General features: G+C 63.3%; 22 protein-coding genes. 6 read left to right on the top strand and 16 right to left on the bottom strand.

Translation table 11 applies throughout. From position 1 onward, the window contains the following. Window position 1: 1 nt before the first annotated feature. Both B0G80_RS02220 and B0G80_RS02215 read left to right on the top strand, forming a co-directional pair. Window positions 2-1,228, top strand: coding sequence for a C40 family peptidase (locus B0G80_RS02220; RefSeq protein WP_116116821.1), 1,227 nt, complete (start codon window positions 2-4; stop codon window positions 1,226-1,228). Between the two features lie 342 nt (window positions 1,229-1,570). Continuing rightward, a complete protein-coding gene (locus B0G80_RS02215; RefSeq protein ID WP_116119477.1) occupies window positions 1,571-2,377 on the top strand; it encodes an SDR family oxidoreductase in 807 nt (268 codons plus the stop codon). Between the two features lie 65 nt (window positions 2,378-2,442). Here the strand turns inward: B0G80_RS02215 and B0G80_RS02210 are convergent, their stop codons facing one another. The 10 genes from B0G80_RS02210 to B0G80_RS02165 form a co-directional block, all read right to left on the bottom strand. Then, window positions 2,443-3,453: an inorganic phosphate transporter gene (locus tag B0G80_RS02210; protein ID WP_116116820.1), complete on the bottom strand. Its 1,011-nt coding sequence runs from the start codon at window positions 3,451-3,453 to the stop codon at window positions 2,443-2,445. Continuing rightward, window positions 3,453-4,079 (bottom strand): DUF47 domain-containing protein, encoded by a 627-nt coding sequence (locus B0G80_RS02205; protein ID WP_012432805.1) that lies wholly within the window; start codon window positions 4,077-4,079, stop codon window positions 3,453-3,455. Before B0G80_RS02205 ends, B0G80_RS02210 begins: the two co-directional genes overlap by 1 nt. Before the next feature lie 138 nt (window positions 4,080-4,217). Then, window positions 4,218-5,603 carry a replicative DNA helicase gene (locus B0G80_RS02200; protein WP_074763850.1) on the bottom strand — a complete coding sequence of 462 codons (1,386 nt, stop codon included), beginning with the start codon at window positions 5,601-5,603 and terminating at the stop codon, window positions 4,218-4,220. 133 nt (window positions 5,604-5,736) lie between these two features. Further along, on the bottom strand, window positions 5,737-6,189 hold the full coding sequence (gene rplI, locus B0G80_RS02195) for a 50S ribosomal protein L9 (RefSeq protein ID WP_106283575.1): 453 nt from the start codon (window positions 6,187-6,189) through the stop codon (window positions 5,737-5,739). A gap of 27 nt (window positions 6,190-6,216) precedes the next feature. After that, entirely contained in the window at window positions 6,217-6,492 is a 276-nt protein-coding gene (rpsR, locus tag B0G80_RS02190) for a 30S ribosomal protein S18 (protein ID WP_007182109.1), read from the bottom strand. 2 nt (window positions 6,493-6,494) lie between these two features. Continuing rightward, complete coding sequence (gene priB, locus B0G80_RS02185) at window positions 6,495-6,794, bottom strand: primosomal replication protein N (protein ID WP_035550556.1); 300 nt, start codon at window positions 6,792-6,794, stop codon at window positions 6,495-6,497. A gap of 51 nt (window positions 6,795-6,845) precedes the next feature. Continuing rightward, window positions 6,846-7,220: a 30S ribosomal protein S6 gene (gene rpsF, locus B0G80_RS02180; protein WP_006048823.1), complete on the bottom strand. Its 375-nt coding sequence runs from the start codon at window positions 7,218-7,220 to the stop codon at window positions 6,846-6,848. A 289-nt stretch (window positions 7,221-7,509) separates the two neighbouring features. Further along, on the bottom strand, window positions 7,510-8,451 hold the full coding sequence (locus tag B0G80_RS02175) for an anti-sigma factor (protein WP_116116819.1): 942 nt from the start codon (window positions 8,449-8,451) through the stop codon (window positions 7,510-7,512). Further along, window positions 8,441-9,175: an RNA polymerase sigma factor gene (locus B0G80_RS02170; RefSeq protein WP_116116818.1), complete on the bottom strand. Its 735-nt coding sequence runs from the start codon at window positions 9,173-9,175 to the stop codon at window positions 8,441-8,443. The genes B0G80_RS02175 and B0G80_RS02170 overlap by 11 nt, the downstream gene beginning before the upstream one ends. A gap of 153 nt (window positions 9,176-9,328) precedes the next feature. Next, the gene (locus B0G80_RS02165; RefSeq protein ID WP_012432799.1) at window positions 9,329-10,243 is read right to left on the bottom strand and encodes a LysR family transcriptional regulator; all 915 of its coding nucleotides are present in this window, start codon (window positions 10,241-10,243) and stop codon (window positions 9,329-9,331) included. Between the two features lie 175 nt (window positions 10,244-10,418). Between B0G80_RS02165 and gcl the strand changes: the two genes are divergently transcribed. The 4 genes from gcl to B0G80_RS02145 all read left to right on the top strand — a co-directional run bounded on the left by gcl (window position 10,419) and on the right by B0G80_RS02145 (window position 15,072). Further along, window positions 10,419-12,194, top strand: a complete 1,776-nt coding sequence (gcl, locus tag B0G80_RS02160) for a glyoxylate carboligase (RefSeq protein ID WP_116116817.1) — start codon at window positions 10,419-10,421, stop codon at window positions 12,192-12,194. Between the two features lie 105 nt (window positions 12,195-12,299). Further along, window positions 12,300-13,109 carry a hydroxypyruvate isomerase gene (gene hyi, locus B0G80_RS02155; protein WP_116119476.1) on the top strand — a complete coding sequence of 270 codons (810 nt, stop codon included), beginning with the start codon at window positions 12,300-12,302 and terminating at the stop codon, window positions 13,107-13,109. A gap of 95 nt (window positions 13,110-13,204) precedes the next feature. After that, window positions 13,205-14,113 carry a 2-hydroxy-3-oxopropionate reductase gene (locus B0G80_RS02150; RefSeq protein ID WP_116116816.1) on the top strand — a complete coding sequence of 303 codons (909 nt, stop codon included), beginning with the start codon at window positions 13,205-13,207 and terminating at the stop codon, window positions 14,111-14,113. A gap of 557 nt (window positions 14,114-14,670) precedes the next feature. Continuing rightward, window positions 14,671-15,072 carry a DUF3597 domain-containing protein gene (locus B0G80_RS02145; protein WP_116116815.1) on the top strand — a complete coding sequence of 134 codons (402 nt, stop codon included), beginning with the start codon at window positions 14,671-14,673 and terminating at the stop codon, window positions 15,070-15,072. 135 nt (window positions 15,073-15,207) lie between these two features. On the opposite strand, the gene B0G80_RS02140 is transcribed toward B0G80_RS02145, so the two are convergent. The 6 genes from B0G80_RS02140 to B0G80_RS02115 all read right to left on the bottom strand — a co-directional run bounded on the left by B0G80_RS02140 (window position 15,208) and on the right by B0G80_RS02115 (window position 21,704). Further along, window positions 15,208-16,251, bottom strand: coding sequence for an asparaginase (locus B0G80_RS02140; protein ID WP_116119475.1), 1,044 nt, complete (start codon window positions 16,249-16,251; stop codon window positions 15,208-15,210). A 219-nt stretch (window positions 16,252-16,470) separates the two neighbouring features. Further along, window positions 16,471-17,397, bottom strand: a complete 927-nt coding sequence (locus B0G80_RS02135; protein ID WP_106283582.1) for a CysB family HTH-type transcriptional regulator — start codon at window positions 17,395-17,397, stop codon at window positions 16,471-16,473. Window positions 17,398-17,491: 94 nt separating this feature from the next. Further along, window positions 17,492-18,550: a sulfate/molybdate ABC transporter ATP-binding protein gene (locus B0G80_RS02130; protein WP_012432793.1), complete on the bottom strand. Its 1,059-nt coding sequence runs from the start codon at window positions 18,548-18,550 to the stop codon at window positions 17,492-17,494. Next, window positions 18,550-19,605, bottom strand: coding sequence for a sulfate ABC transporter permease subunit CysW (gene cysW, locus B0G80_RS02125; protein ID WP_116116814.1), 1,056 nt, complete (start codon window positions 19,603-19,605; stop codon window positions 18,550-18,552). Before cysW ends, B0G80_RS02130 begins: the two co-directional genes overlap by 1 nt. Beyond that, window positions 19,602-20,504 carry a sulfate ABC transporter permease subunit CysT gene (gene cysT, locus B0G80_RS02120; protein ID WP_106283584.1) on the bottom strand — a complete coding sequence of 301 codons (903 nt, stop codon included), beginning with the start codon at window positions 20,502-20,504 and terminating at the stop codon, window positions 19,602-19,604. The genes cysW and cysT overlap by 4 nt, the downstream gene beginning before the upstream one ends. A gap of 159 nt (window positions 20,505-20,663) precedes the next feature. Continuing rightward, complete coding sequence (locus tag B0G80_RS02115; protein WP_116116813.1) at window positions 20,664-21,704, bottom strand: sulfate ABC transporter substrate-binding protein; 1,041 nt, start codon at window positions 21,702-21,704, stop codon at window positions 20,664-20,666. Window positions 21,705-21,949 lie beyond the last annotated feature (245 nt).

The raw sequence follows: 21,949 nt of genomic DNA, 5'->3' as shown, positions 1-21,949 counted from the left end.
CATGCGCCGACTCGCCTTTTCGCTGCTGACCGTTCTGCTGCTCGCCGCCTGTGCCGGCGCGCCGCAGAAGACGTCGTCGCGCGCGGGCAGCTCGGTCGTGGTGGCGAACGGCGCTTATCATGCTCCGCCGCCAGGTTTTCCGAACTTCGTCGATCACAGCATCGGCCGCGAGGAAATCTCGATTCAGGCGATGAGTCTCGTCGGCATTCCATACCGTTGGGGCGGAAATACACCGGATAGCGGCTTCGATTGCAGCGGATTGGTTCGCTATGTGGTATCGCGCGCGGCATCCGTCAATCTGCCGCGCACGACGGCGGATATGAGCGGGCGCGGCGAATCGATCGAACCGGACGAGATTGCGCCGGGCGATCTGATTTTCTTCAATACGACGGGACGCGCGCATTCGCACGTTGGCATTTACGTAGGCAAGCTGCGCTTCGTCAACGCACCGTCGACCGGCGGCACGGTGCGGCTCGACTATCTGACCAATCCGTATTGGGCCAAGCGCTTCGACGGGATCCGCCGCGTGGCCGCGCCGGCAGCGACACCAGCGCCGTTCGATACGCCGAGTTATCAGGCAGCGGCGCCGCAGCCTGAGCGCGTGGCGCAGACGGCGCCAGCGTATGCGGCGGCTGCGGGTGCGCCGGCGTATGCAGGTAAGGCGGCGACCGTGGCTCCGACGTCGGCGAAGACTGCCACACAGCCGTCGTCGGTTTATGCCGCTGGCGCGCTGCAACCCCAATCGCAGTCGCAGCAGACAGCCCGCGCCGCGGCAACGCCGCGCGTGCCGTCGATCACCGAAGCGCAATCGACAACGACCGCAGCCGCGCCGCAAGCCGATCCGTTCGAACCGCCACCGCCGGGACTGAGCGCGGCGCAAATGCAGGCGCGTGCGGCAGGCGCGGTGTCGCCGACGCCGGTTCCGGCCGCTCAAGCCAGCGCCTATGACGGTATCGCCGGCGTACCCGCTCAACAACAGGCGGCCGCTTCACGCACGGCGCCGCAAATGGCGAACTCCCGTGCGCCCGATCCAATCGACGCCGCCGCCGACGCGTTCGAGCCGCCGCCGCCCGCGTCCGTCGCCGCGCGCCAAGCTCGCCAGGCGCAGCAAGCCGACGACAACGGCAGCGTGCAGATTATGCGGGCTTCGACGGGCGCGCGCGGCATGCCCGCGCCCACGCAAACCAACGACGACCCGATCGCCCGCTTCGCCAACGGCAATTTCTGACGCCGTGATGTGGGCCTGGCGCAAATAGGCGTGGATCAAACCGCTTCCGTGTCGATACGACGCGATGTAGGCTGCGGCAAGCCAGCGTGCGCGGCCCTCACAGCAGCGCGCTCAGCCGTTCAGCGTCACGCGGCGCCCGACAACTCGCACTTAGCGCTTGGAGCCATGCCCAAATCCCGCCGCCTAGCTTAGATATTTCGTTATACAACCGGCCGTCCACGCACGAACAGCAAGGGACGCTCAGTCGTTCACGATCCTCCCCCTCACCGCGACCCCGCACACGACACCGCCCCCGCTGATCTGCTATCGTCATCGATATTCTTCCGACAGCAGGTGATGACGATGGATCTCGGGCTCAAAGACAAGGTGGTATTGATCACGGGCGGCAGCAAGGGAATCGGGTTCGCGTGCGCCCGCGCGTTCGCGCTCGAGGGCGCCAAAGTCGCGATCGTCTCGCGCGATCCCGCCAACCTCGCGCGCGCTTACGAGCAGTTGAAGCAGGAAGGCCTGCACGTGCACCGGACCCGCGCCGACCTGCACGAACCGCACAGCGCCGCCGATATCGTCGAGGAAGTCAGCACCGCAGTCGGCCCGATCGACATACTGATCAACAGCGCCGGCGCCGCGCGCCGCTATGATCCGGAAACGCTCGACGCCGACGCGTTCCGCGCCACCATGGAAGCGAAGTACTTCCCCTACATCTATCCCCAGCAGGAAGTGCTGCGCCGCATGGCCGAACGCGCCAAGTCCGGCAACGGCGGTGAGCCCGGCACGATCGTCAACATTATCGGCATGGGCGGCAAGATCGCGAGCGATATCCATATTGCCGGCGGCGCCGCGAACGCCGCGCTGATGCTCGCCACCGTCGGCCTCGCCCACTATTACGCGCGTTACGGCATCCGCATCAACGCGATCAATCCCGGCGCGACGCTGACCGAGCGTGTCGAGGAAGCCGTCAAGCTGGAAGCGACGCAGCAAGGCGTCGAGAGCGCGGAAGCGCTCGCGCGCGGGCAGGCCAAAGTGCCGCTCGGCCGCTATGCCAAACCGGAGGAAATTGCCGACGTCGCGCTATTTCTGGCGAGCCGCCGCGCGAGCTATGTGACGGGCGCAATCGTCCCGATGGACGGTGCCAGCGCGCCGCTCATCTAGACGGCGCGCTACGGATACGGATCCGGACAGTTTGATAGCGCGGCGGCCAGCGCCGCCGCGCGGTTTTACAGGAAACGGTGGCCGAGCCACCAGGCGGCGCCGGAGAGCGCCGCGGAAGCCGGGATCGTCAGAATCCACGCCCACACGATATTGCCGGCCACGCCCCAACGCACCGCGCTCAGCTTCTGCGTCGCGCCGACCCCGACGATCGCGCCGGTAATCGTATGCGTGGTGGACACGGGAATGCCGAGCCACGATGCAGTGAACAGCGTGATCGCGCCGCCCGACTCCGCGCAAAAACCGCCCACGGGCTTGAGCTTGGTGATCTTCTGCCCCATCGTGCGGACAATGCGCCAGCCGCCGAACAACGTGCCGATACCCATGGAAAGATAGCAGCCGCCGATCACCCACAGCGGCGGCGCATCCGCGAACGACGACGCATAGCCCGTCGCGATCAGCAGCATCCAGATAATGCCGATGGTTTTCTGCGCGTCGTTGCCGCCGTGCCCGAGGCTGTACAAACCCGCCGACACCAGTTGCAGGCGCCGGAAACGCCGGTCGACCTTGCTCGGCGGCGTGCGGAAGTAGATCCACGACACCGCCAGCATGAAGAACGAGCCGAGCACGAAGCCGAGCAGCGGCGAAATGAAGATGAAGGCCACCGTCTTCATCAGGCCGTCGAAATTGAGCGAGCCCCAGCCCGACTTGGCGAGCGCCGCGCCCACCAGGCCGCCGATCAGCGCATGCGAGGAACTCGATGGAATGCCGTAATGCCAGGTGATGATGTTCCAGCCGATCGCGCCGGCCAGCGCGCCGAAAATCACATAATGGTCGACGATGTTCGGGTCGATCGTGCCCTTGCCGACGGTTGCGGCCACTTTCAGGTGGAACACGAAATACGCGATGACGTTGAAGGCCGCCGCGAAAGCCACGGCCTGCTGCGGCTTCAGCACGCCGGTCGAGACGACCGTGGCGATCGAATTCGCCGCGTCGTGAAAGCCGTTCATGAAGTCGAAAATCAGCGCGACGGCCACCAGGCCGACGACGACCCAGATTGCGAGTTGTATCGATTGCATTATGCGTTTTCCAGCACGATGCCTTCGATGATGTTCGCTACATCCTCACACTTGTCCGTGATCGTTTCGAGCAATTCGTAAATCGCTTTGAGTTTGATCAGGGTCTTGACGTTGTCTTCTTCGCGGAACAGCTTCGACATGGCCGAGCGCAGCACGCGGTCGGCTTCCGATTCCAGACGGTCGATGTCCTCGCAGGCCTTCAGTATCTGGCTGGCCTGCTTCATGTCGGACAACAGGCTGACGGCGAACTGCACGCGCTCGGAGGTGGCCGTGCAGATGTGCGCCAACTGGCTCGCCTCGGAGGTCACGGCTTGAACGTCGTACAGCGAAATGGCGGTGGCGACGTCTTCCATCAGGTCGAGGATGTCGTCCATCGTGGTGATCAGCTTGTGGATCTCGTCACGGTCGAGCGGCGTGATGAACGTCTTGTGCAGCAGGTCGATGGTTTCGTGCGTGAGCTTGTCAGCGGCCTTCTCGGCTTTCTGCACGTTTTGCTTATGAGTCTCGGCGTCCTGCAGGTTGTCGATCAGCAGCTCGAGTTCGCGGCTTGCCGAGACGATGCACGTTGCGTGCGCATTGAAAATTTCAAAGAACTTGCCCTCGGTGGGCATGAATCGACCGAACATTGGGATCCCGAAAATTGGTCACATTATGGCTGACATAAAACCGCCACATTGTACCGTTGCGAGACCCCGGCCGCACTTGTGAAAGCGCCGTTACAACGACGCTCCAGTTATAGCTTCACTTCTGCGCGAACTGCGTTTCTAGTCGCTGTAGAAATTCTGCGCGCCCGCAAAATTGTCGAACTTCGTGAATTGACCATGGAACGTGAGCCGAACAGGGCCGATCGGACCATTCCGCTGTTTGCCGATGATAATTTCGGCCGTGCCCTTGTCCGGGCTGTCGGGGTTATACACTTCGTCGCGGTAAATGAACAGGATCACGTCGGCATCCTGTTCGATAGCGCCGGATTCGCGCAAGTCGGACATGATTGGCCGCTTGTTCGGGCGCTGTTCAAGGCCACGGTTCAGCTGCGACAAAGCGATCACCGGTACGTCGAGTTCCTTGGCGAGACTCTTCAGCGAGCGCGAGATTTCCGAGATTTCGGTCGCGCGGTTTTCACCTGACGACGACCCACTCATGAGCTGCAAATAGTCGATGATAATCAGCCCCAGCTTGCCGCACTGGCGCGACAATCGGCGCGCGCGCGAGCGCAATTCCATCGGGTTCAGACCGCCCGTTTCGTCGATGAAAATCTGCGCTTCGCTCATTTTCTGCACGGCGTGCGTGAGCTTCGGCCAATCCTCGTCGGTGAGGCGCCCGGTTCGCATACGGTGTTGATCCAGCCGTCCGACCGAGCCGAGCATACGCATGGTGAGCTGCGAACCCGGCATTTCCATCGAGAACACCGCGACCGGCAAGCCGTACTCGACCGCCACATATTCGCCGATGTTCATCGAAAATGCCGTCTTACCCATCGACGGACGACCCGCGACGATGATCAGTTCACCGCCATGCATGCCCGAAGTCATGCGATCCAGATCGACGAAGCCGGTCGGCGTGCCGGTCACGTCGCTCGGATTGGCGGTGTGATAAAGCGTGTCGATCCGCTCGACAACTTGCGTGAGCAGCGGTCCAATTTCGAGGAAACCCTGCGTGCCGCGCGCGCCGTCCTCGGCGATCGAAAAAACCTTCGATTCGGCCTCATCCAGCAACTGCCGGACTTCCTTGCCCTGCGGATTGAAGGCGTCGGCTGAGATTTCATCGGCGACCGAGACTAGCCGGCGCAACACCGCGCGATCGCGCACGATTTCCGCGTAGCGGCGGATGTTGGCCGCGCTCGGCGTGTTCTGCGCGAGCGCGTTCAGATAAGCCAGACCGCCGACTTCTTCCGCCTTGCCCGAGGTGCCGAGCGCCTCGTAGACGGTGATCACGTCGGCCGGACGCGTGGCCGCGATCAACTTGCCGATGTGCTCGAAGATGATGCGGTGGTCGTAGCGGTAAAAATCGCTCTGCGACAGGAAATCGGCGATGCGGTCCCACGCGGCATTGTCGAGCAGCAGGCCGCCCAGCACCGATTGCTCGGCCTCGATCGAATGCGGCGGGACTTTCAGCGACTCGAGTTGGGGATCTTTGGACGGTGCGTTCATGGAGAGGAATTATCGGGTAATCGAGCGGCCGCGGCGAGCGGGAAAAACAAAAAAACAGGCACAAAAAAGGCAGGGGCCGGTTACCCGGCCCCTGCCCTTCGCCAGCAACGTCCTGGCAAATACTACCTGATGCTTAGACGTGTTCGCCGATCACAGCCACCGTCACATCGACCAAGACGTCGGTGTGCAGCGAGATCTGAACTGCGTGCTCGCCAACCAGCTTCAGCGGGCCTTCCGGCAGACGCACTTGCGCCTTTTCCACTGCGAAGCCTTGCTTGACCAGGGCTTCAGCGATGTCCGCGTTCGTCACCGAACCGAACAGACGGCCGTCGACGCCAGCCTTCTGATTGATCTGAACCGTCGAGCCACCCAGCTTTTCGCCTTGAGCGGTAGCTGCAGCCAGCTTTTCAGCGGCGACTTTTTCCAGTTCCGCGCGGCGCACTTCGAATTCAGCCAAGGCTTCCTTCGTTGCACGGCGAGCTTGCTTGTTCGGGATCAGGAAGTTACGTGCGTAACCGTCCTTGACCTTCACGATATCGCCCAGGTTGCCCAGATTGACGACTTTTTCCAGAAGAATAATTTGCATTCGGAGACTCCTTATCGCGTCGTCGGGTTAGGCCTTGTGCTGGTCGGTGTACGGCACCAGCGCGAGGAAACGTGCGCGCTTGATTGCCGTATCCAGCTGGCGTTGATAGTGCGACTTCGTACCCGTGAGACGCGCCGGCGTGATCTTGCCGTTTTCGCCGATGAAGTCCTTCAGCGTTTCGAGGTCTTTGTAGTCGATGTGATCGACGCCAGCGGCCGTGAAACGGCAGAACTTCTTGCGCTTGAAGAGCGGATTTTGTTGCTGACGACGCTTGTCGAATTTCTTACCAGTCGGGCGGGGCATGTTCAGTCCTTTCCAATGTCCTGCAATGCTGTGATGTGAAATACCAGAGTTCTCGCGTTGCGGTGCTTTTTTGCCAGAAAGCCTGTGAAGAGCGTTTCCACGCCCATCTGACAGCTTTCCAGCTTACCGCTCGCCTCGCCTGCGGCTACTGCCTGCATGGTCAGTTCGACTTGCCGGGTAATGCCGGCTTCGACGACTTCCGTGCGGTGGTGCAACGTGCAGCCTGCAATCGGAACGCCGGCGGGGGTATATCGCACCGGTTCGCGTTCAACGACGCTGGCCGTCAGTTGCAGCCGATTCATGTAGCCTTCGACGAGAACGACGCTTTGATCTGGTAGCTTAAATAGTGTGTCTTAAGCCTGCGCTTCGGACGGTTGCGTAGCAGCCGACTTCTTGGCTTCTTCGCGCTGCACTTCCTTCATCATCGGCGACGGGCCGGTTTCGGCCTTCTTCATCTTGACGATCAGGTGACGCAGAACAGCGTCGTTGAACTTGAATGCGTGTTCCAGCTCGTCGAGCGTGGTTTGGTCGCATTCGATATTCATGCAGACGTAGTGAGCCTTCGCGAGTTTCTCGATCATGTAGGCCAGTTGGCGACGGCCCCAGTCTTCGATACGGTGGATCTGGCCACCGTGCGAGGTGATCGTGGACTTGTAACGCTCGATCATGGCGGGCACTTGCTCGCTCTGATCCGGGTGCACGATAAATACGATTTCGTAATGACGCATATTCACTCCTTGTGCTGACTTATGGATTAAAGCCACCCGGGCGTCGAACCGGTGTGGCAAGTGAGAAGCCCAAGAGTGTAACCCGATTAGGGCCGGGTTGCAAGATATCCCGTTATTGCGAGGCGCGAATCGGGTGTGTTTTCAAAGGTTTAGGCAGTGCGGCCGCGGCGTGGGCACCGCCTCTCGCACCCGGCGGCCTGAAACGCGCACCGAAACCTGTGGGAGCGGCCGCACCCGCAAACCCCGGCGGCCTGCGGCCCGCAGAGCCGCCCCGCGCGCCGGTCGTAGTCTACGAACCAGTTTCCGTGCGCTCGCTGCCGCTTTGCAGGCGCGCCGTCAGTGCCACTTCAAGCCCCTTCAGTGCATCCGGCGCGGCGTCCGAGATTGCCCACCAGGTCATGCCTTCCGCGTTCCAGTGCGCAATCGAGTAGCCTTCGCGGCCGAGCGTCGCCGGCGCCGTGCCGCTGGAGGCGGTCTGCGGAAAGACGTACACGTCGATCACATGCTTCTGGTAGCGGTACACCAGCACGGCCACCCGCTGATGCGCGAGGTAATCGAGGCGGCCGCCCTCCAGCGCGAAGCCGTTCGCCGCGAGATCCTCGACCGGCGGCGAATAGTCGAGCCGACCGTTGAACCACGGCTTGACCGTATGCCGGTCCGTCGAAATCACGTCGATGTCACGTCCCGAGACCTGCGCGCGCACGTGACTTTCTATCAGCTCGTCGGTAAATGGCCCGAAGTCCGCCGGCCGACGCAGGTTCAGCGCCACGCCAGCCGCCGCCGCACACAGAGCGAGCACCAGCACCGTCAGCCAGCCGCGCCCGAACACGCCGCCTGAGCCCACCGCGCCACCGCCGACGCCGCCCGTGCCAGCGCCCGTCGGCCAGCCCAAGCCACCCTGCGGCGCACGCATACCGGCCAGCAAACGATCGAGCCAGCCGCGCCGCGCCTGCTCGCGCGGCGGCGCCTTGACGTTGGCAACCGGCGCCTCGGCCGCCGCAACCGGCTCGTCGACGGACGGCAATCCGGCGACGATCCGCTCGCGCAGCGACTGCGGCGCACGATGGTAAGGCAGCGCGCGCACCGCGCCACTCAAGGCCCGCAGGTTCTCGCTTTCGCGCCGGCAGGCGTCGCAGCTCTCGATGTGCTGCTGGACGCGCCGGGCGTCCGGCGCGGGCAATTCGTGATCGGCGTTCGCATCGAGGAGCGGCCGCGCTTCGTTACAGTCCATCTGGCGTCTCCTGAGCGTTGCCGGCGGCACTGCCGCCGGGTGTGTTGAGCGGCCGGCCATTGGCGGACGCCCGCAATGGGGTCACGCTCGCCGTAGCCGATCTGCCCGGGCCGGCCGCCGCGCACGCGGACGACCGGTGCGAAGCGCTTCCGCCCTCCTGTTTCTCCATGAGCAACGCGGCAAGCTTGCGACGCCCCCGCGCGAGCCGGGACATCACCGTGCCGATCGGCACGTCGGCCACCGCGGCGATCTCCTTGTAACCCATTTCCTCCAGCTCCCGCAGCATCAGCACTTCCCGATATTCGACCGGCAACTGCGTAAGCGCCTCGTGCACGCGCTTCGTGTCCTCGTCGCGGATCAGGAGCGCCTGCGGATCGGCGCCGCCGACGCTCCAGCCTTCGAATGAGGCGTCGTCCATGGTGTCGTCGAACTCCACCGTCTCGTGCGACGACGAACGTCGTCGCCATTCCGTGTACCAGGTGCGTCGCACGATCGCCAGCAGCCAGGGCCGCGCCGAGTCGCCGCGAAACGTGTCGAAGAAGCGGAATGCGCGCATGAACGCTTCCTGCACGACGTCGTCGGCATCGCTCGCGTTACCGCACAACCAGCGCGCAAGGTTGTACGCGGCATCGAGGTGCGGCAGCGCCATCTGCTGAAAGCGCCGGCTCCTCGCTGCTTCGGACTCGCCGTGCGCGCGGACAGGTTCTGAATCGGTCTGGACCACCTCGGCCCTCCAGGGCATTGCGGCTATGCGATGTAGCTCGTCGGGACACTCTCTGCAACGAATAACCGGCCATTTGCCGAGTTTATTCCCGACGCCGCCCGGAATCCGCAAAAAATCCGGCCGAACCGCCGGCGCGCCCGGATGCGGCAGCGGCTAGTAAGCCGGGCGGTTCCAGTAATCCTCGCTGGCGTAGACCTCTTTCAGATAATCGATGAAGTACCGCACCTTCGCCGGCACATACCGCTGCTGCGGGTAGACGGCGAGAATGTCGTAGTCGGGCAGCGCGAACTCGTCGAGCACGGTTTCCAGCTCGCCGCGCGCCAGCTGCTGCTGGATCTCCCACGTGGAGCGCCAGCCGAGGCCGAGACCTTCCGACACCCAGCGGTGCAGCAATTCACCGTCGTTGCAGTCGAGCGTACCGCCCACCCGCACCGTCGCCAGCTTGCCGTTGCGGCGGAAATACCAGCCGCGGTTCTGTCCGCCCTGCAGATTGAACGCGAGACAGTTGTGCTGCGGCAGATCTTCGAGCGTTTTCGGTCTGCCGTGCTGGCGAAAATACTCCGGCGTGCCGCACACCACGCGCCGGTTCGACGCCAGCTTGACCGCGACGAAGTTCGGATCGACCGCGCCGCCGATCCGGATCGACAGGTCGTAACCCTCGCGTACCAGATCCACTACCCGGTCAGTCAGATTGAACGACACCTGTAATTCCGGCTTGTCGGCGAGAAACACCGGCGCGAGCGGCGCGACGTGCTTGCGCCCGAACGCCGCCGGCGCCGACACGATCAGATGGCCGTTCACGGCGCGCCGCCCGGCGCTAAGCTCGTTTTCCGCCTGATCCCATTCGGTGAGGAGACCCCGGCAGCGCTCGAGAAACGCGGCGCCGTCTTCGCTGACCACCAGCCGCCGCGTCGAGCGGTACATGAGTTTGACGCCGAGACGCTTTTCCAGCGCGTCGATGCGGCGACCCAGAATCACCGGCGACACGCCCTCCTCCAGCGCGGCCGCCGCCAGGCTGCCGGCATCCGCGACACGCACGAAGGTTTCGATCTGTTTGAAGCGATCCATTTTTGTCTCCCTGCTGCTAGTCCCGATGCCAGTCCCGATGCCAGTCCCCGGGCCATTCCATACTTTTTGTTTCGAAATAAGCGACCCGGACTGATCTTATCAAACCTTTCCGTCAGGCCTAAAGTGCACTCAACACTTTTAATTCGCCCATTCCCAAGACATTCAGGAGACATTCATGGCCAAGATGAGAGCCGTCGACGCAGCGGTGCTGGTGCTCGAAAAAGAGGGCATCGACACCGCATTCGGCGTTCCGGGCGCAGCGATCAACCCGTTCTACTCGGCCATGCGCAAGGCAGGCAACATCAGCCACGTGCTGGCCCGCCACGTCGAAGGCGCGTCGCATATGGCCGAAGGCTACACGCGCGCCCAACCGGGCAACATCGGCGTGTGTATCGGCACGTCGGGCCCCGCCGGCACCGACATGATCACCGGTTTGTACTCGGCTCAGGCCGACTCCATTCCTATTCTTGCCATCACGGGCCAGGCGCCGCGCGCGCGTCTGTACAAGGAAGATTTCCAGGCCGTCGATATCGAATCGATCGCCAAGCCGGTCACCAAGTGGGCCGTCACCGTGCGTGAACCGGCGCTGGTGCCGCGCGTGTTCCAGCAGGCTTTTCACCTGATGCGCTCGGGCCGTCCGGGTCCGGTGCTGGTCGACCTGCCGATCGACGTGCAACTCGCCGAAATCGAATTCGACATCGACACGTACGAACCGCTGCCGGTCTACAAGCCGAAAGCGACGCGCAAGCAGATCGAAGCTGCGCTCACCTTGCTGAACAACTCGGACAAGCCGCTGATCGTCTCGGGTGGCGGCGTGCTGAACGCGGCCGCGGAAGATCTGCTGGTCACGTTCGCTGAAACCATCGGCGTGCCGGTGATCCCGACGCTGATGTCGTGGGGCGCGATTCCCGACGACCATCCGCTGATGGCCGGCATGGTCGGCCTGCAAACCTCGCACCGCTACGGCAACGCGACGATGCTCGCCTCCGACTTCGTGCTCGGCATCGGCAACCGCTGGGCGAACCGTCATACGGGCAGCGTCGAGGTGTACACGAAGGGCCGCAAGTTCGTGCACGTCGACATCGAACCGACGCAGATCGGCCGCGTGTTCGGCCCGGATCTGGGCATCGTGTCGGACGCAAAGGCCGCGCTCGAACTGTTCGTCGAAGTGGCCAAGGAATGGAAGGCCGCGGGCAAGCTGAAGGACCGTAGTGCGTGGGTCGCCGACTGCCAGGAACGCAAGCGCACGATGCATCGCAAGACGCACTTCGACAACGTGCCGATGAAGCCGCAGCGCGTCTACGAAGAGATGAACCAGGTGTTCGGCCGCGACACGTGCTACGTGAGCACGATCGGTCTCTCGCAGATCGCCGGCGCGCAGTTCCTGCACGTCTACAAGGCGCGCAACTGGATCAACTGCGGCCAGGCGGGTCCGCTCGGCTGGACGATTCCGGCAGCGCTCGGCGTGCGCGCGGCTGACCCGCAGCGTCCGATCGTCGCGCTCTCGGGCGACTACGATTTCCAGTTCATGATCGAAGAACTGGCCGCCGGCGCGCAATTCAAGCTGCCGTATGTGCATGTGGTGGTGAACAACTCGTACCTCGGCCTGATCCGCCAGGCACAGCGCGCGTTCGATATGGACTTCTGCGTACAGCTCGGCTTCGAGAACATCAACGCGCCGGAGATGAACGGCTACGGCGTGGATCACGTCGCGGTCGCCGAAGGTCTGGGTTGCAAGGCGATCCGCGTATTCAAGCCGGAAGAACTGAAGCCCGCGCTGCTGAAGGCGCAATCGATGCTCTCCGAGTTCAACGTGCCGGTGATCGTCGAAGTGATTCTCGAACGTGTGACCAACATCTCGATGGGCACCGAAATCGACGCAATCAACGAGTTCGAAGAACTGGCCACGAAGCGCGAAGACGCGCCGACCGCGATCAGCATGCTCGACTGAGTGGCCTGACGCAGCGAAACGATGAGCATCACGTGGGCGCGGTTCAGCAACACCGAACCGCCTCACGAAGTCATTCCACTGACCGACCAGAGAGACAGACGCACCATGCCGAAATTTGCAGCGAATCTCACCATGCTGTTCAACGAAGTCCCGTTCCTCGACCGCTTTGCGGCCGCTGCGGACGCGGGCTTTCACGCCGTCGAATTTCTGTTTCCGTATCCATTTCAAATCGCTGAATTGAGCGAGCGTCTGCAGCAGAACCGCTTGAAGCTGGTGCTGCACAACCTGCCCGCGGGCAACTGGGAAGCCGGCGAACGCGGCATTGCGTGCCTGCCGCATCGCGTGAGCGAATTCCAGGAAGGCGTCGGCCGCGCGATCGAATACGCGAAAGCATTGAAGGTGCCGCAACTGAACTGCCTCGTCGGCATTCCGACGGCCGGCGTGGATGCGGACAAGGCGCGCTCGACCATCGTCGACAACCTGCGCTTCGCCGCGGACGAACTGAAGAAGGCCGGCATCAAGCTGCTGGTCGAGCCGTGCAATTCCTATGACATTCCGGGTTTCGCATTGAACCGTTCGGCCGAAGGCCTCGACGTGATCCGCGCAGTCGGTTCGGACAATCTGTTCCTGCAGTACGACATCTATCACATGCAACGGATGGAAGGTGAACTCGCGGCGACCATCAAAAAGAACCTGCCGCAGATCGCGCACGTCCAGCTCGCCGACAACCCGGGCCGCAACGAACCGGGCACCGGCGAAATCAACTACCCGTTCCTGTTCGATCTGCTCGACTCGCTCGGCTATGACGGCTACGTCGGCTGCGAATACAAACCTCGCACGACAACCACCGCCGGCCTCGGCTGGGTGCAGAGCGTGGCCGGGCAAACCCGCGGCGCGGCGCACGCCGCCGCCTGAGCGTCGCATCGCCTGATTGCCGGGCGGGATCAGGCGCTCGACGCCCTGAAGGAAGTCCCACGAGGGACCCCAAACAACACTGGAGATTTAGACACATGGCAAAGATCGGTTTTATCGGCCTCGGCATCATGGGCGCGCACATGGCGCGCAACCTCATCAAGGGCGGCCACTCGCTGTTCGTGAATGGCGCGTACCCGGTGCCGGAAGATCTGAGCAAAACGACGAGCGTCGTCGCCAATTCGACCGCGGTCGCGCAGGCCGCCGATATCGTCATCATCATGGTGCCGGACACGCCTGATGTCGCCAACGTGCTGTTCGCCGACGACGGCGTCGCCGCCGGCCTTTCGCAAGGCAAGCTCGTGATCGACATGAGCTCGATCTCGCCGCTCGACACGCAAGCGTTCGCGAAGAAGATCAATGCGCTCGGCGTCGACTACCTGGATGCGCCGGTTTCAGGCGGCGAAGTCGGCGCGCGTGAAGCGTCGCTGACGATCATGGTGGGCGGCCCGGAAAAGGCGTTCGCCACGGCCAGGCCGCTGTTCGAACTGATGGGCAAGAACATCTCGCTGATCGGCGACAACGGCGCGGGCCAGACCTGCAAGGTCGCGAACCAGATCATCGTCGCGCTGAATATCGAAGCCGTGGCCGAAGCGCTGCTGTTCGCGTCGCGCTCGGGCGCCGATCCGGAACGTGTGCGCAAGGCGCTGATGGGCGGCTTCGCTTCGTCGCGGATTCTCGAAGTGCACGGCGAGCGCATGACCAAGCGCAAGTTCGATCCGGGCTTCCGCATCGAATTGCACCAGAAGGATCTGAACCTCGCACTCGACGGCGCGCGCAAGCTCGGCATCGCCCTGCCGCATACGGCAAGTGCGCAGCAACTGTTCAGCGTGTGCGCGGCGAACGGCGGCAAGGCATGGGATCACTCGGCAATGGTGCGCGCACTCGAAATCATGGCGAATTTCGAAGTCGCGCAAACGCCGGGCAGCGAAGCCAAGGCGGCATAAGGAAGCAATACGGATTGCGATGATCGTTGCATGATCAACGTCATGGCAGTCGCAAGTGGGGCGCCCGGTTCGTCGTGCGGCATGCACGGCGGAACGGGCAAATCGTGCCGCTCTGGGCTGAGAGCGGCAAGTGGGGTCCGCAGCGGCACCCGGCGGCGCCGGGGAAGCCTTGGTCGGTCAGACGTCGTCGTCGGGTGTCCGGCTGTCGGATTTCAATGTCTAGCGATGTTTATGCTTTTTCGGCCAAACTCTCGCAGCGGGTGCGTCACGCACGCCGCTCACCGGCATGTCTCTTTGCCGCTCCCCTCGTACGCATGCCCGCAAGTCTGCTTGCATTTGCTTGCAACTCCGTCCCCTTTGCTCGACCTTTTTTGACACATCGGTCCGCGCTTTTCTCCTACACTCGTTGAGTCTGGTTGCGGGCGTGTCGGCGTTCAAGTGCGGCTTGCCGGTCATGGCAACGCGTGCCCGCTGTTTCATTCGCCCGATTCCCAGCCAGTGTTCAACCCGTGAGCGGAATGTGCTTGCGCCAGTAACCCCTCTGCAAAGGATTCAGAATGAGCATCTTTGGTGACATCGTACATAAGCTCTTTGGCAAAGCGAAACCGGACCAGCCCGCGCCCGCTGTCGAGCCGACACCGGATCCGGCCGCGGCGCAAGCTGCTGCATCGTCGGCCACCCCGGCGCCCGCGCCGCTGGCCGACGTCGACGTCGCTGTCGTCATGGACCAGTTCGTGAGCGAGAGCGGTCAAACGTTGAACTGGCGCACGTCGATCGTGGACACGCTGAAGGCGCTCGGCGTCGACAGCAGCCTCGATCATCGCAAGGAACTCGCCAGGGAACTGAAGTACACCGGCGACACGAACGATTCGGCAAGCATGAACATCTGGCTGCACAAACAGGTGATGGTAGCGCTGGCAGCAAACGGCGGGAAGTTGCCGCCGGATCTGGCGAACTAACAGCGTGCAGGCGTCGCCTTTTCGGCGCTAGCGAGAAACCGCAAGTTGAAACGACAACGCGGCGCTCCGGTCGATGACCTGGGCGCCGCGTTGTCATTTGAGCGTCATGCGCTGAATTGCTCAGCGCTGCATCGCTCAGTACGTATCGAAAGTCTTCTGCAAAGCCACCGGCCCCGTGGCGCCCGCGGCCAATGCCACCATCAGCAGCACGCGCGCCTTGTACGGATTCAGCGAACCCGCGCTGACGAAACCGAGTGCGTCGTCGGCGGCCGCGCCGTTGCGCATCACGTGGCCCGATCCCACGCGCGACGCACGCACCACCGCGACGCCTTGCGAGGCGGCATCAGCGAGCGCCTGCTGCACCGAGGCGTGAATCGAGCCATTGCCCGTGCCCGCCACGACGATGCCGCGCACACCGGCGGCAACCAACGCATCCACGGCTATGCGCGACACGCCCGCATAGCTCACGACGATTTCCACATGCGGCCACGTCGCGCCGATCACGAACTCGGTTGCGAGCGTATGCGGACGCACAACGCCGCGCTGAAACTCGACACGGCCGTCCTGCACCCAGCCGAGCGCGCCGATTTCGGGCGAGTGAAACGCATCGACCGCATAGGTGCTCGTCTTGACCACGTCACGCGCGCTATGGATCTTGTTGTTGAAGGCCACCAGCACGCCCTGCCCGCGCGAACTCGCCTGTGCGGCGACCGTCACGGCGTTCAGCAGATTCAGCGGGCCATCGGCGGACAGCGCCGAGGCCGGGCGCATGGCCGCCGTCAGCACGACCGGCTTGTCCGACTTGACGGTGAGATGTAGCAGGTAGGCGGTTTCTTCGAGCGTGTCGGTGCCGTGCGTGACCACCACGCCGTCGATCTCATCGTCGGCGAGCAGCGTGTTGATGCGTTGCGCGAGCGTGGTCCACAGCGGCATCGCCATGTCCTTGCTGTCGACGCTGGCAATCTGCTCGCTCTCCATGCGCGCCACCGTCGACAAGGCCGGCACCACGGCCAGCAATTGCTCGACGCCGATCACACCGGCCTGATAACCCGAGGTGTTGGTGGCGCTCGCGGCCGCGCCGGCAATCGTGCCGCCGGTCGCCAGCACGACGATGCGCGGCAGCAGTGGCGTGGTGCCTTCGTTTGAAGGTATAGCGGAAGAAGAAGTCGAAGTATTCATGGCGGCGATTGTAAGCGATGCGCCGCGCGCCGCCATGCGTGAAAAAACGGATGTCCGTTCGTTTCGGGGTTGCATGAGGCCGGCGCTTTGGCGCCACACGTTTGCGCGGCGTCTGCACCGGGGCCAGCCGCAGCCCGCATGAAGTTCGCACTAACCGGCCGCCGCGATGGTGCGGCAGCGTTCGGCGTTGCGCCGGACCGCGACGATCCGGCGCATCTATCAAACCGCCTCGCGCAACTGCGCGGCGATATCCGCTTCGTTCAATTGCGGCGCGAACATCTCGATCAACCGGTACGCGTACGCGCGCAGGAACGCGCCCTTGCGCAAACCGACCCGCGTCGTGCTCGCTTCGAACAGATGCTGTGTGTCGAGCGCGACCAGTTCCGTATCGCGCTTCGGATCGTAGGCCATCGCCGCGACCACGCCGATGCCCATGCCGAGCTCGACGTAGGTCTTGATCACGTCGGCGTCGATCGCGGTCAGGACGACGTCGGGCAACGCGCCCGCCTTCGCGAACGCCTGGTCGATATGCGAGCGGCCCGTGAAGTCCTGATCGTAAGTGACGATCGGGAATTCGGCGATTTCGTCGAGCGTCAGATTCGGACGGCCCACCAGCGGATGATCCTTCGGCACGACCACGACGTGATGCCATGAATAGCACGGGAACGTGACGATATCCGGGAAACGGTCGAGCGCTTCGGTGGAGATGCCGATGTCCGCTTCGCCGTTGATGATCATCTGCGCGATCTGTTGCGGGCTGCCCTGACGCAGCGCCAGATGCACTTTCGGGAACACCTCGGTGAATTGACGGATCACCTTGGGCAACGCGTAGCGCGCCTGCGTGTGGGTGGTCGCCACGACCAGGTGCCCGCTGTCCTGGTCGGCGTACTGGCGCGCGACGCGGCGCAGATTCTCGGCGTCGAGCAGCATCCGCTCGATCAGTTGATGTACGGCCTTGCCCGGCTCGGTGAGGCCCGTGAGGCGCTTGCCGCGTCGAATGAAAATGTCGACGCCGAGTTCGTCCTCCAGATCCTTGATCTGTTTCGATACGCCCGACTGCGACGTGTACAGCACGTTCGCCACCTCGGTCAGATTCATGTTCTGACGCACGGCTTCGCGCACAAAGCGCAATTGCTGGAAATTCATCTTGATGTCTCCGGTTCGGCCAGAGTTGAGTTATTTGAGTTCGTTTGAAACGCCGGGTCGTGTTGCTGTCGCTGCGCGCCTGACTGCGCTGCGCTCACTGCGCTGGAAACACACGCAAGGCGCGCGGCACCGCGGTCACGCCGTCGCCGATCGAGAGCTGCAGATCCCGCCACGCTTCGCGATCGAGTTCGGCCTCGAGCAGGTTGCCCTCGCGGCCCGCGAGTTCGACCCGCACCGAGCCACCCAGTGTCACCACGCGCCGCACGTCGACGACGATGCCTTCGCGATGCCCCGACGCCTGCGGGTACAACTGCAGATCGTGCGGACGCACATAGGCAAACGCGGGGCCGCTGAAATCGGCCTTGATGGAAACCGGCAGCGCCGCGCCGTCCACCACGAAACCGCTTGCATCGACGTTGCCATGCAGACGGTTCGCCGCGCCGAGAAACTCGTAGACGAACGAGGTTTGCGGATGGTCGTACACGTCCTGCGGACTGCCCACCTGCTCCACATGCCCGCGATTCAGCACGACGATACGGTCGGCCACTTCGAGTGCTTCTTCCTGATCGTGCGTGACGAAGATCGTCGAAATATGCAGATCGTCGTGCAGACGACGCAGCCAGCTGCGCAGTTCCTTGCGCACCTTCGCATCCAGTGCGCCGAACGGTTCGTCGAGCAGCAGCACTTTCGGTTCGACGGCCAACGCGCGCGCGAGCGCGATACGTTGTCGCTGGCCACCCGACAGTTCCGACGGATAGCGTTGCGCGAGCCAGTCGAGCTGCACGAGCTTGAGCAGTTCATGCACCTTCTCGCGGATCACCGCTTCCGAGGGACGCTCCTTGCGCGGCTTCACGCGCAAGCCGAAGGCCACGTTCTCGAACACCGTCATATGGCGGAACAGCGCGTAATGCTGGAACACGAAGCCCACTTCCCGCTCGCGCGCGCCGACCGTCGCCACGTCCTGGCCTTGCAGCACGACCTGGCCGCCGTCGGCGTATTCGAGTCCCGCAATCACGCGCAGCAAGGTCGTCTTGCCACAACCCGACGGCCCGAGCAGCGCAACCAGTTCGCCCGGCGGAAAGTCGAGCGAGACATTATCGAGCGCGACGAAATCGCCGAAGCGCTTCTGCAGGTTACGAACGGTGATACCCATTACAGCTCTCCTTGCTTGAGCGGGTGTTGCTGCGGTGCATGCGTTGCTTGCGTTGTGTGTGACGTGCTTGTTGCGGGTGTTGCGGGTGTTGCGCTTGTTGCATTGGCCGCAGGCGTAACGGGACCTGCGTATGCGGGCACATCGCGCGCGGCCGACAGTTCCGCCGACATATGGCGCTCGGCGAGCAGCTTCAGGCCGAGCGTCACGAGTGCGAGCAGAGCCAGCACCGACGCCACGGCGAACGCCGCCGAGAAGTTGTATTCGTTGTAGAGGATTTCGACGTGCAGCGGCATCGTGTCGGTCTGGCCGCGAATATGGCCCGACACCACCGACACCGCGCCGAACTCGCCCATCGCCCGCGCGTTACACAGAATCACGCCGTACAGCAGGCCCCATTTGACGTTGGGCAGCGTGACGCGGCGGAAGATCTGCCAGCCCGACGCGCCGAGCACGTGCGCGGCTTCTTCTTCGTCGTTGCCTTGCGCCTGCATCAACGGAATCAGTTCGCGCGCGACGAACGGGAACGTGACGAAGATCGTTGCCATCACGATGCCCGGCACCGCGAAAATGATCTGCACGTTGTGGTCCTGCAGCCACGGGCCGAACCAGCCCTGCGCGCCGAACATCAACACATAGATCAAGCCCGAGATCACCGGCGACACCGAGAACGGCAGATCGATCAGCGTGGTCAGCAGCGCCTTGCCGCGGAACTCGAACTTGGCGATACACCACGAAGCCACGAGGCCGAACACGAGGTTCAGCGGCACCGCGATCGCGGCGGTGATCACCGTGAGCTTGATCGCCGAGAGCGCGTCCGGATCGGCGAGCGATTCCAGATAGAAGCCGAGCCCCTTGTTCAACGCCTGATAGAACACGGCGGCGAGCGGCACGACGAGAAACAGCGCGAGAAACAGCAGCGCGACGGCAGTCAGAATCCAGCGCACGACAGGCGGTTCGGTGACCGGATCGGGCCGGCGTGCGACGTTCAGCGGCGCGCGCGGCGCCACGGCCACGGTTGCGGCAGTACCTGCATTCTTCACGGAATCGCGGCTCATTGCGCACCTCCGCCGACACCGATCGCCGCGACACTCGCGGCAGCAGGCGCCGGGCCCGCGCCCCCACGACTCGTGCGGCGCTGCAGATACCACTGCAAGGTATTGATAAAGAGCAGCATCAGGAACGACACGACCAGCATCACGACCGCGATCGCAGTCGCACCCGCATAATCGTATTGCTCGAGCTTGGTGATAATGAGGAGCGACGTGATTTCCGATTTCATCGGCACGTTGCCGGCGATGAAAATCACCGAGCCGTATTCGCCGAGGGCGCGCGCGAATGCCAGCGCGAAGCCCGTCAGCAGAGCCGGAAACACCGCCGGCAACACCACGCGGCGAAACGTCAGCCAGCGCGATGCGCCGAGGCACGCCGCCGCTTCTTCCTGTTCGCGTTCGAACTCTTCGAGCACCGGCTGCACCGTGCGCACCACGAACGGCAAACCGATGAAGGTCAGCGCGACCAGCACGCCCGCCGGCGTGAACGCGATCTTCAGGCCGAGCGGTTCGAGGAACTGCCCAATCCAGCCGTTGCCCGCGTACACGGCGGCGAGCGAAATACCCGCGACCGAGGTGGGCAGCGCGAACGGCAGATCGACCACGGCATCGACAATGCGCTTGAACGGAAACGTGTAGCGCACCAGCACCCACGCCACCAGAAAGCCGAACACCGCATTGATCAGCGCGCCGCCGAGCGCGGAAAAGAAGGTGAGCCGATACGACGCGAGCACGCGCGGCGAGCTCACCGCGCGCACGAACTGGCTCCAGTCGAGCGTGGCGGTCTTAAGAAAGGTCGCCGCAAGCGGAATCAGCACCACGAGGCTCAGATAAGCCACCGTGATGCCGAGTGTCAGGCCAAAGCCGGGCAACGCGCTCGGTTTTCGGAAGGTCAACGTCGTCATGCTCGTTACTCGTTCAGGTTGATGCTCGTATTGCCGGCCGCCGGGCCCTGGCGGCCAAAAGCGCGCCCCATGGGGCGCGCTCGGGAGTGACGCGTCGCCGCGTCGTGCTGCCTATGTCTATGCCTTTGCCTATGCCTTTGCCTGCCGGCAGCGGGCCTGTTACTGCGGCTGATAGATCGAATCGAACACGCCGCCGTCGGCAAAGTGCGTCTTCTGCGCGTTGGTCCAGCCGCCGAACGAATTGTCCACCGTGTACAGCTTCAGCTTCGGAAACTTGGCGGTCAGCTCGGCCGGCACCTTGTTCGAACGCGGACGGTAGAAGTTTTTCGCCGCGATCTCCTGGCCTTGCTCGCTATACAGGAAGTTCAGGTAAGCCTCCGCGACCTTGCGCGTGCCATGCTTGTCGACGACCTTGTCCACCACCGCGACCGGCGGCTCCGCCAGAATGCTGACCGACGGCACCACGATCTCGAACTTCTCCGGACCGAATTCCTTGAGCGACAGGAAGGCTTCGTTTTCCCATGCGATCAGCACGTCGCCAATACCGCGTTGCACGAAGCTGGTGGTCGCGCCGCGCGCGCCCGAATCCAGCACGCCGGCATTCTTGTACAGCTTGCCGACGAATTCTTTCGCCTTCTGATCATTGCCGCCCGGTTGATGCTCGGCGTACGCCCACGCCGCGAGGTAGTTCCAGCGCGCGCCGCCCGACGTCTTCGGGTTCGGCGTCACGATCGACACACCCGGCTTGATCAGATCGTCCCAGTCCTTGATGTGCTTCGGGTTGCCCTTGCGCACCAGAAACACGATCGTCGACGTGTACGGCGAGGCGTTATCCGGCAAGCGCTTCTGCCAGCCCTTGTCCAGCAAACCCTTGTTCGCCAGTGCGTCGATGTCGTAGGCGAGCGCCAGCGTCACCACGTCGGCCTGCAGACCGTCGAGCACCGAGCGCGCCTGGGCGCCCGAGCCGCCGTGCGACTGCTTGAAGGTGATCGTCTCGCCCGTCTTCGCCTTCCACTCCTTGCCGAACGCCTGGTTGACGTCCTGATACAGCTCACGCGTCGGGTCGTAGGAGACGTTCAGCAGCGTCGTATCGGCGGCGTGCGCCTGCGCCATCACACCGAGCGCGCCCGCCGCGCCCAATGCGAGCGCCGCGATCAGTTTCTTCGTCCTGCCTGCCAGCCCCGTACCTTGGTGATTCATGTCAACTTTCTCCGCGTTGTCCGCTGAAACAGCGTGTGGTGTCATTTCTTGCGTCGCGGTCACGTGCACATGAACGTCAACGGGAGGCCCAGTCTATCGAAGGGCTTTCATCATTAAAAATAATGTTTCTTCATTCTTTAATACTCAAAAGTGGTAATGACAGCTGGATAAGGCGTTGCGGCGCGAAAACGGGTGTTGAAACATCGCTTGACGACGCTGGAACGCCACCCTTCGCCCCGAACTTA

It is taken from the genome of Paraburkholderia sp. BL6669N2, from assembly GCF_003387275.1.
Classification (GTDB): Bacteria; Pseudomonadota; Gammaproteobacteria; order Burkholderiales; family Burkholderiaceae; genus Paraburkholderia.
This window is presented reverse-complemented; position numbering and strand designations above follow the sequence as displayed.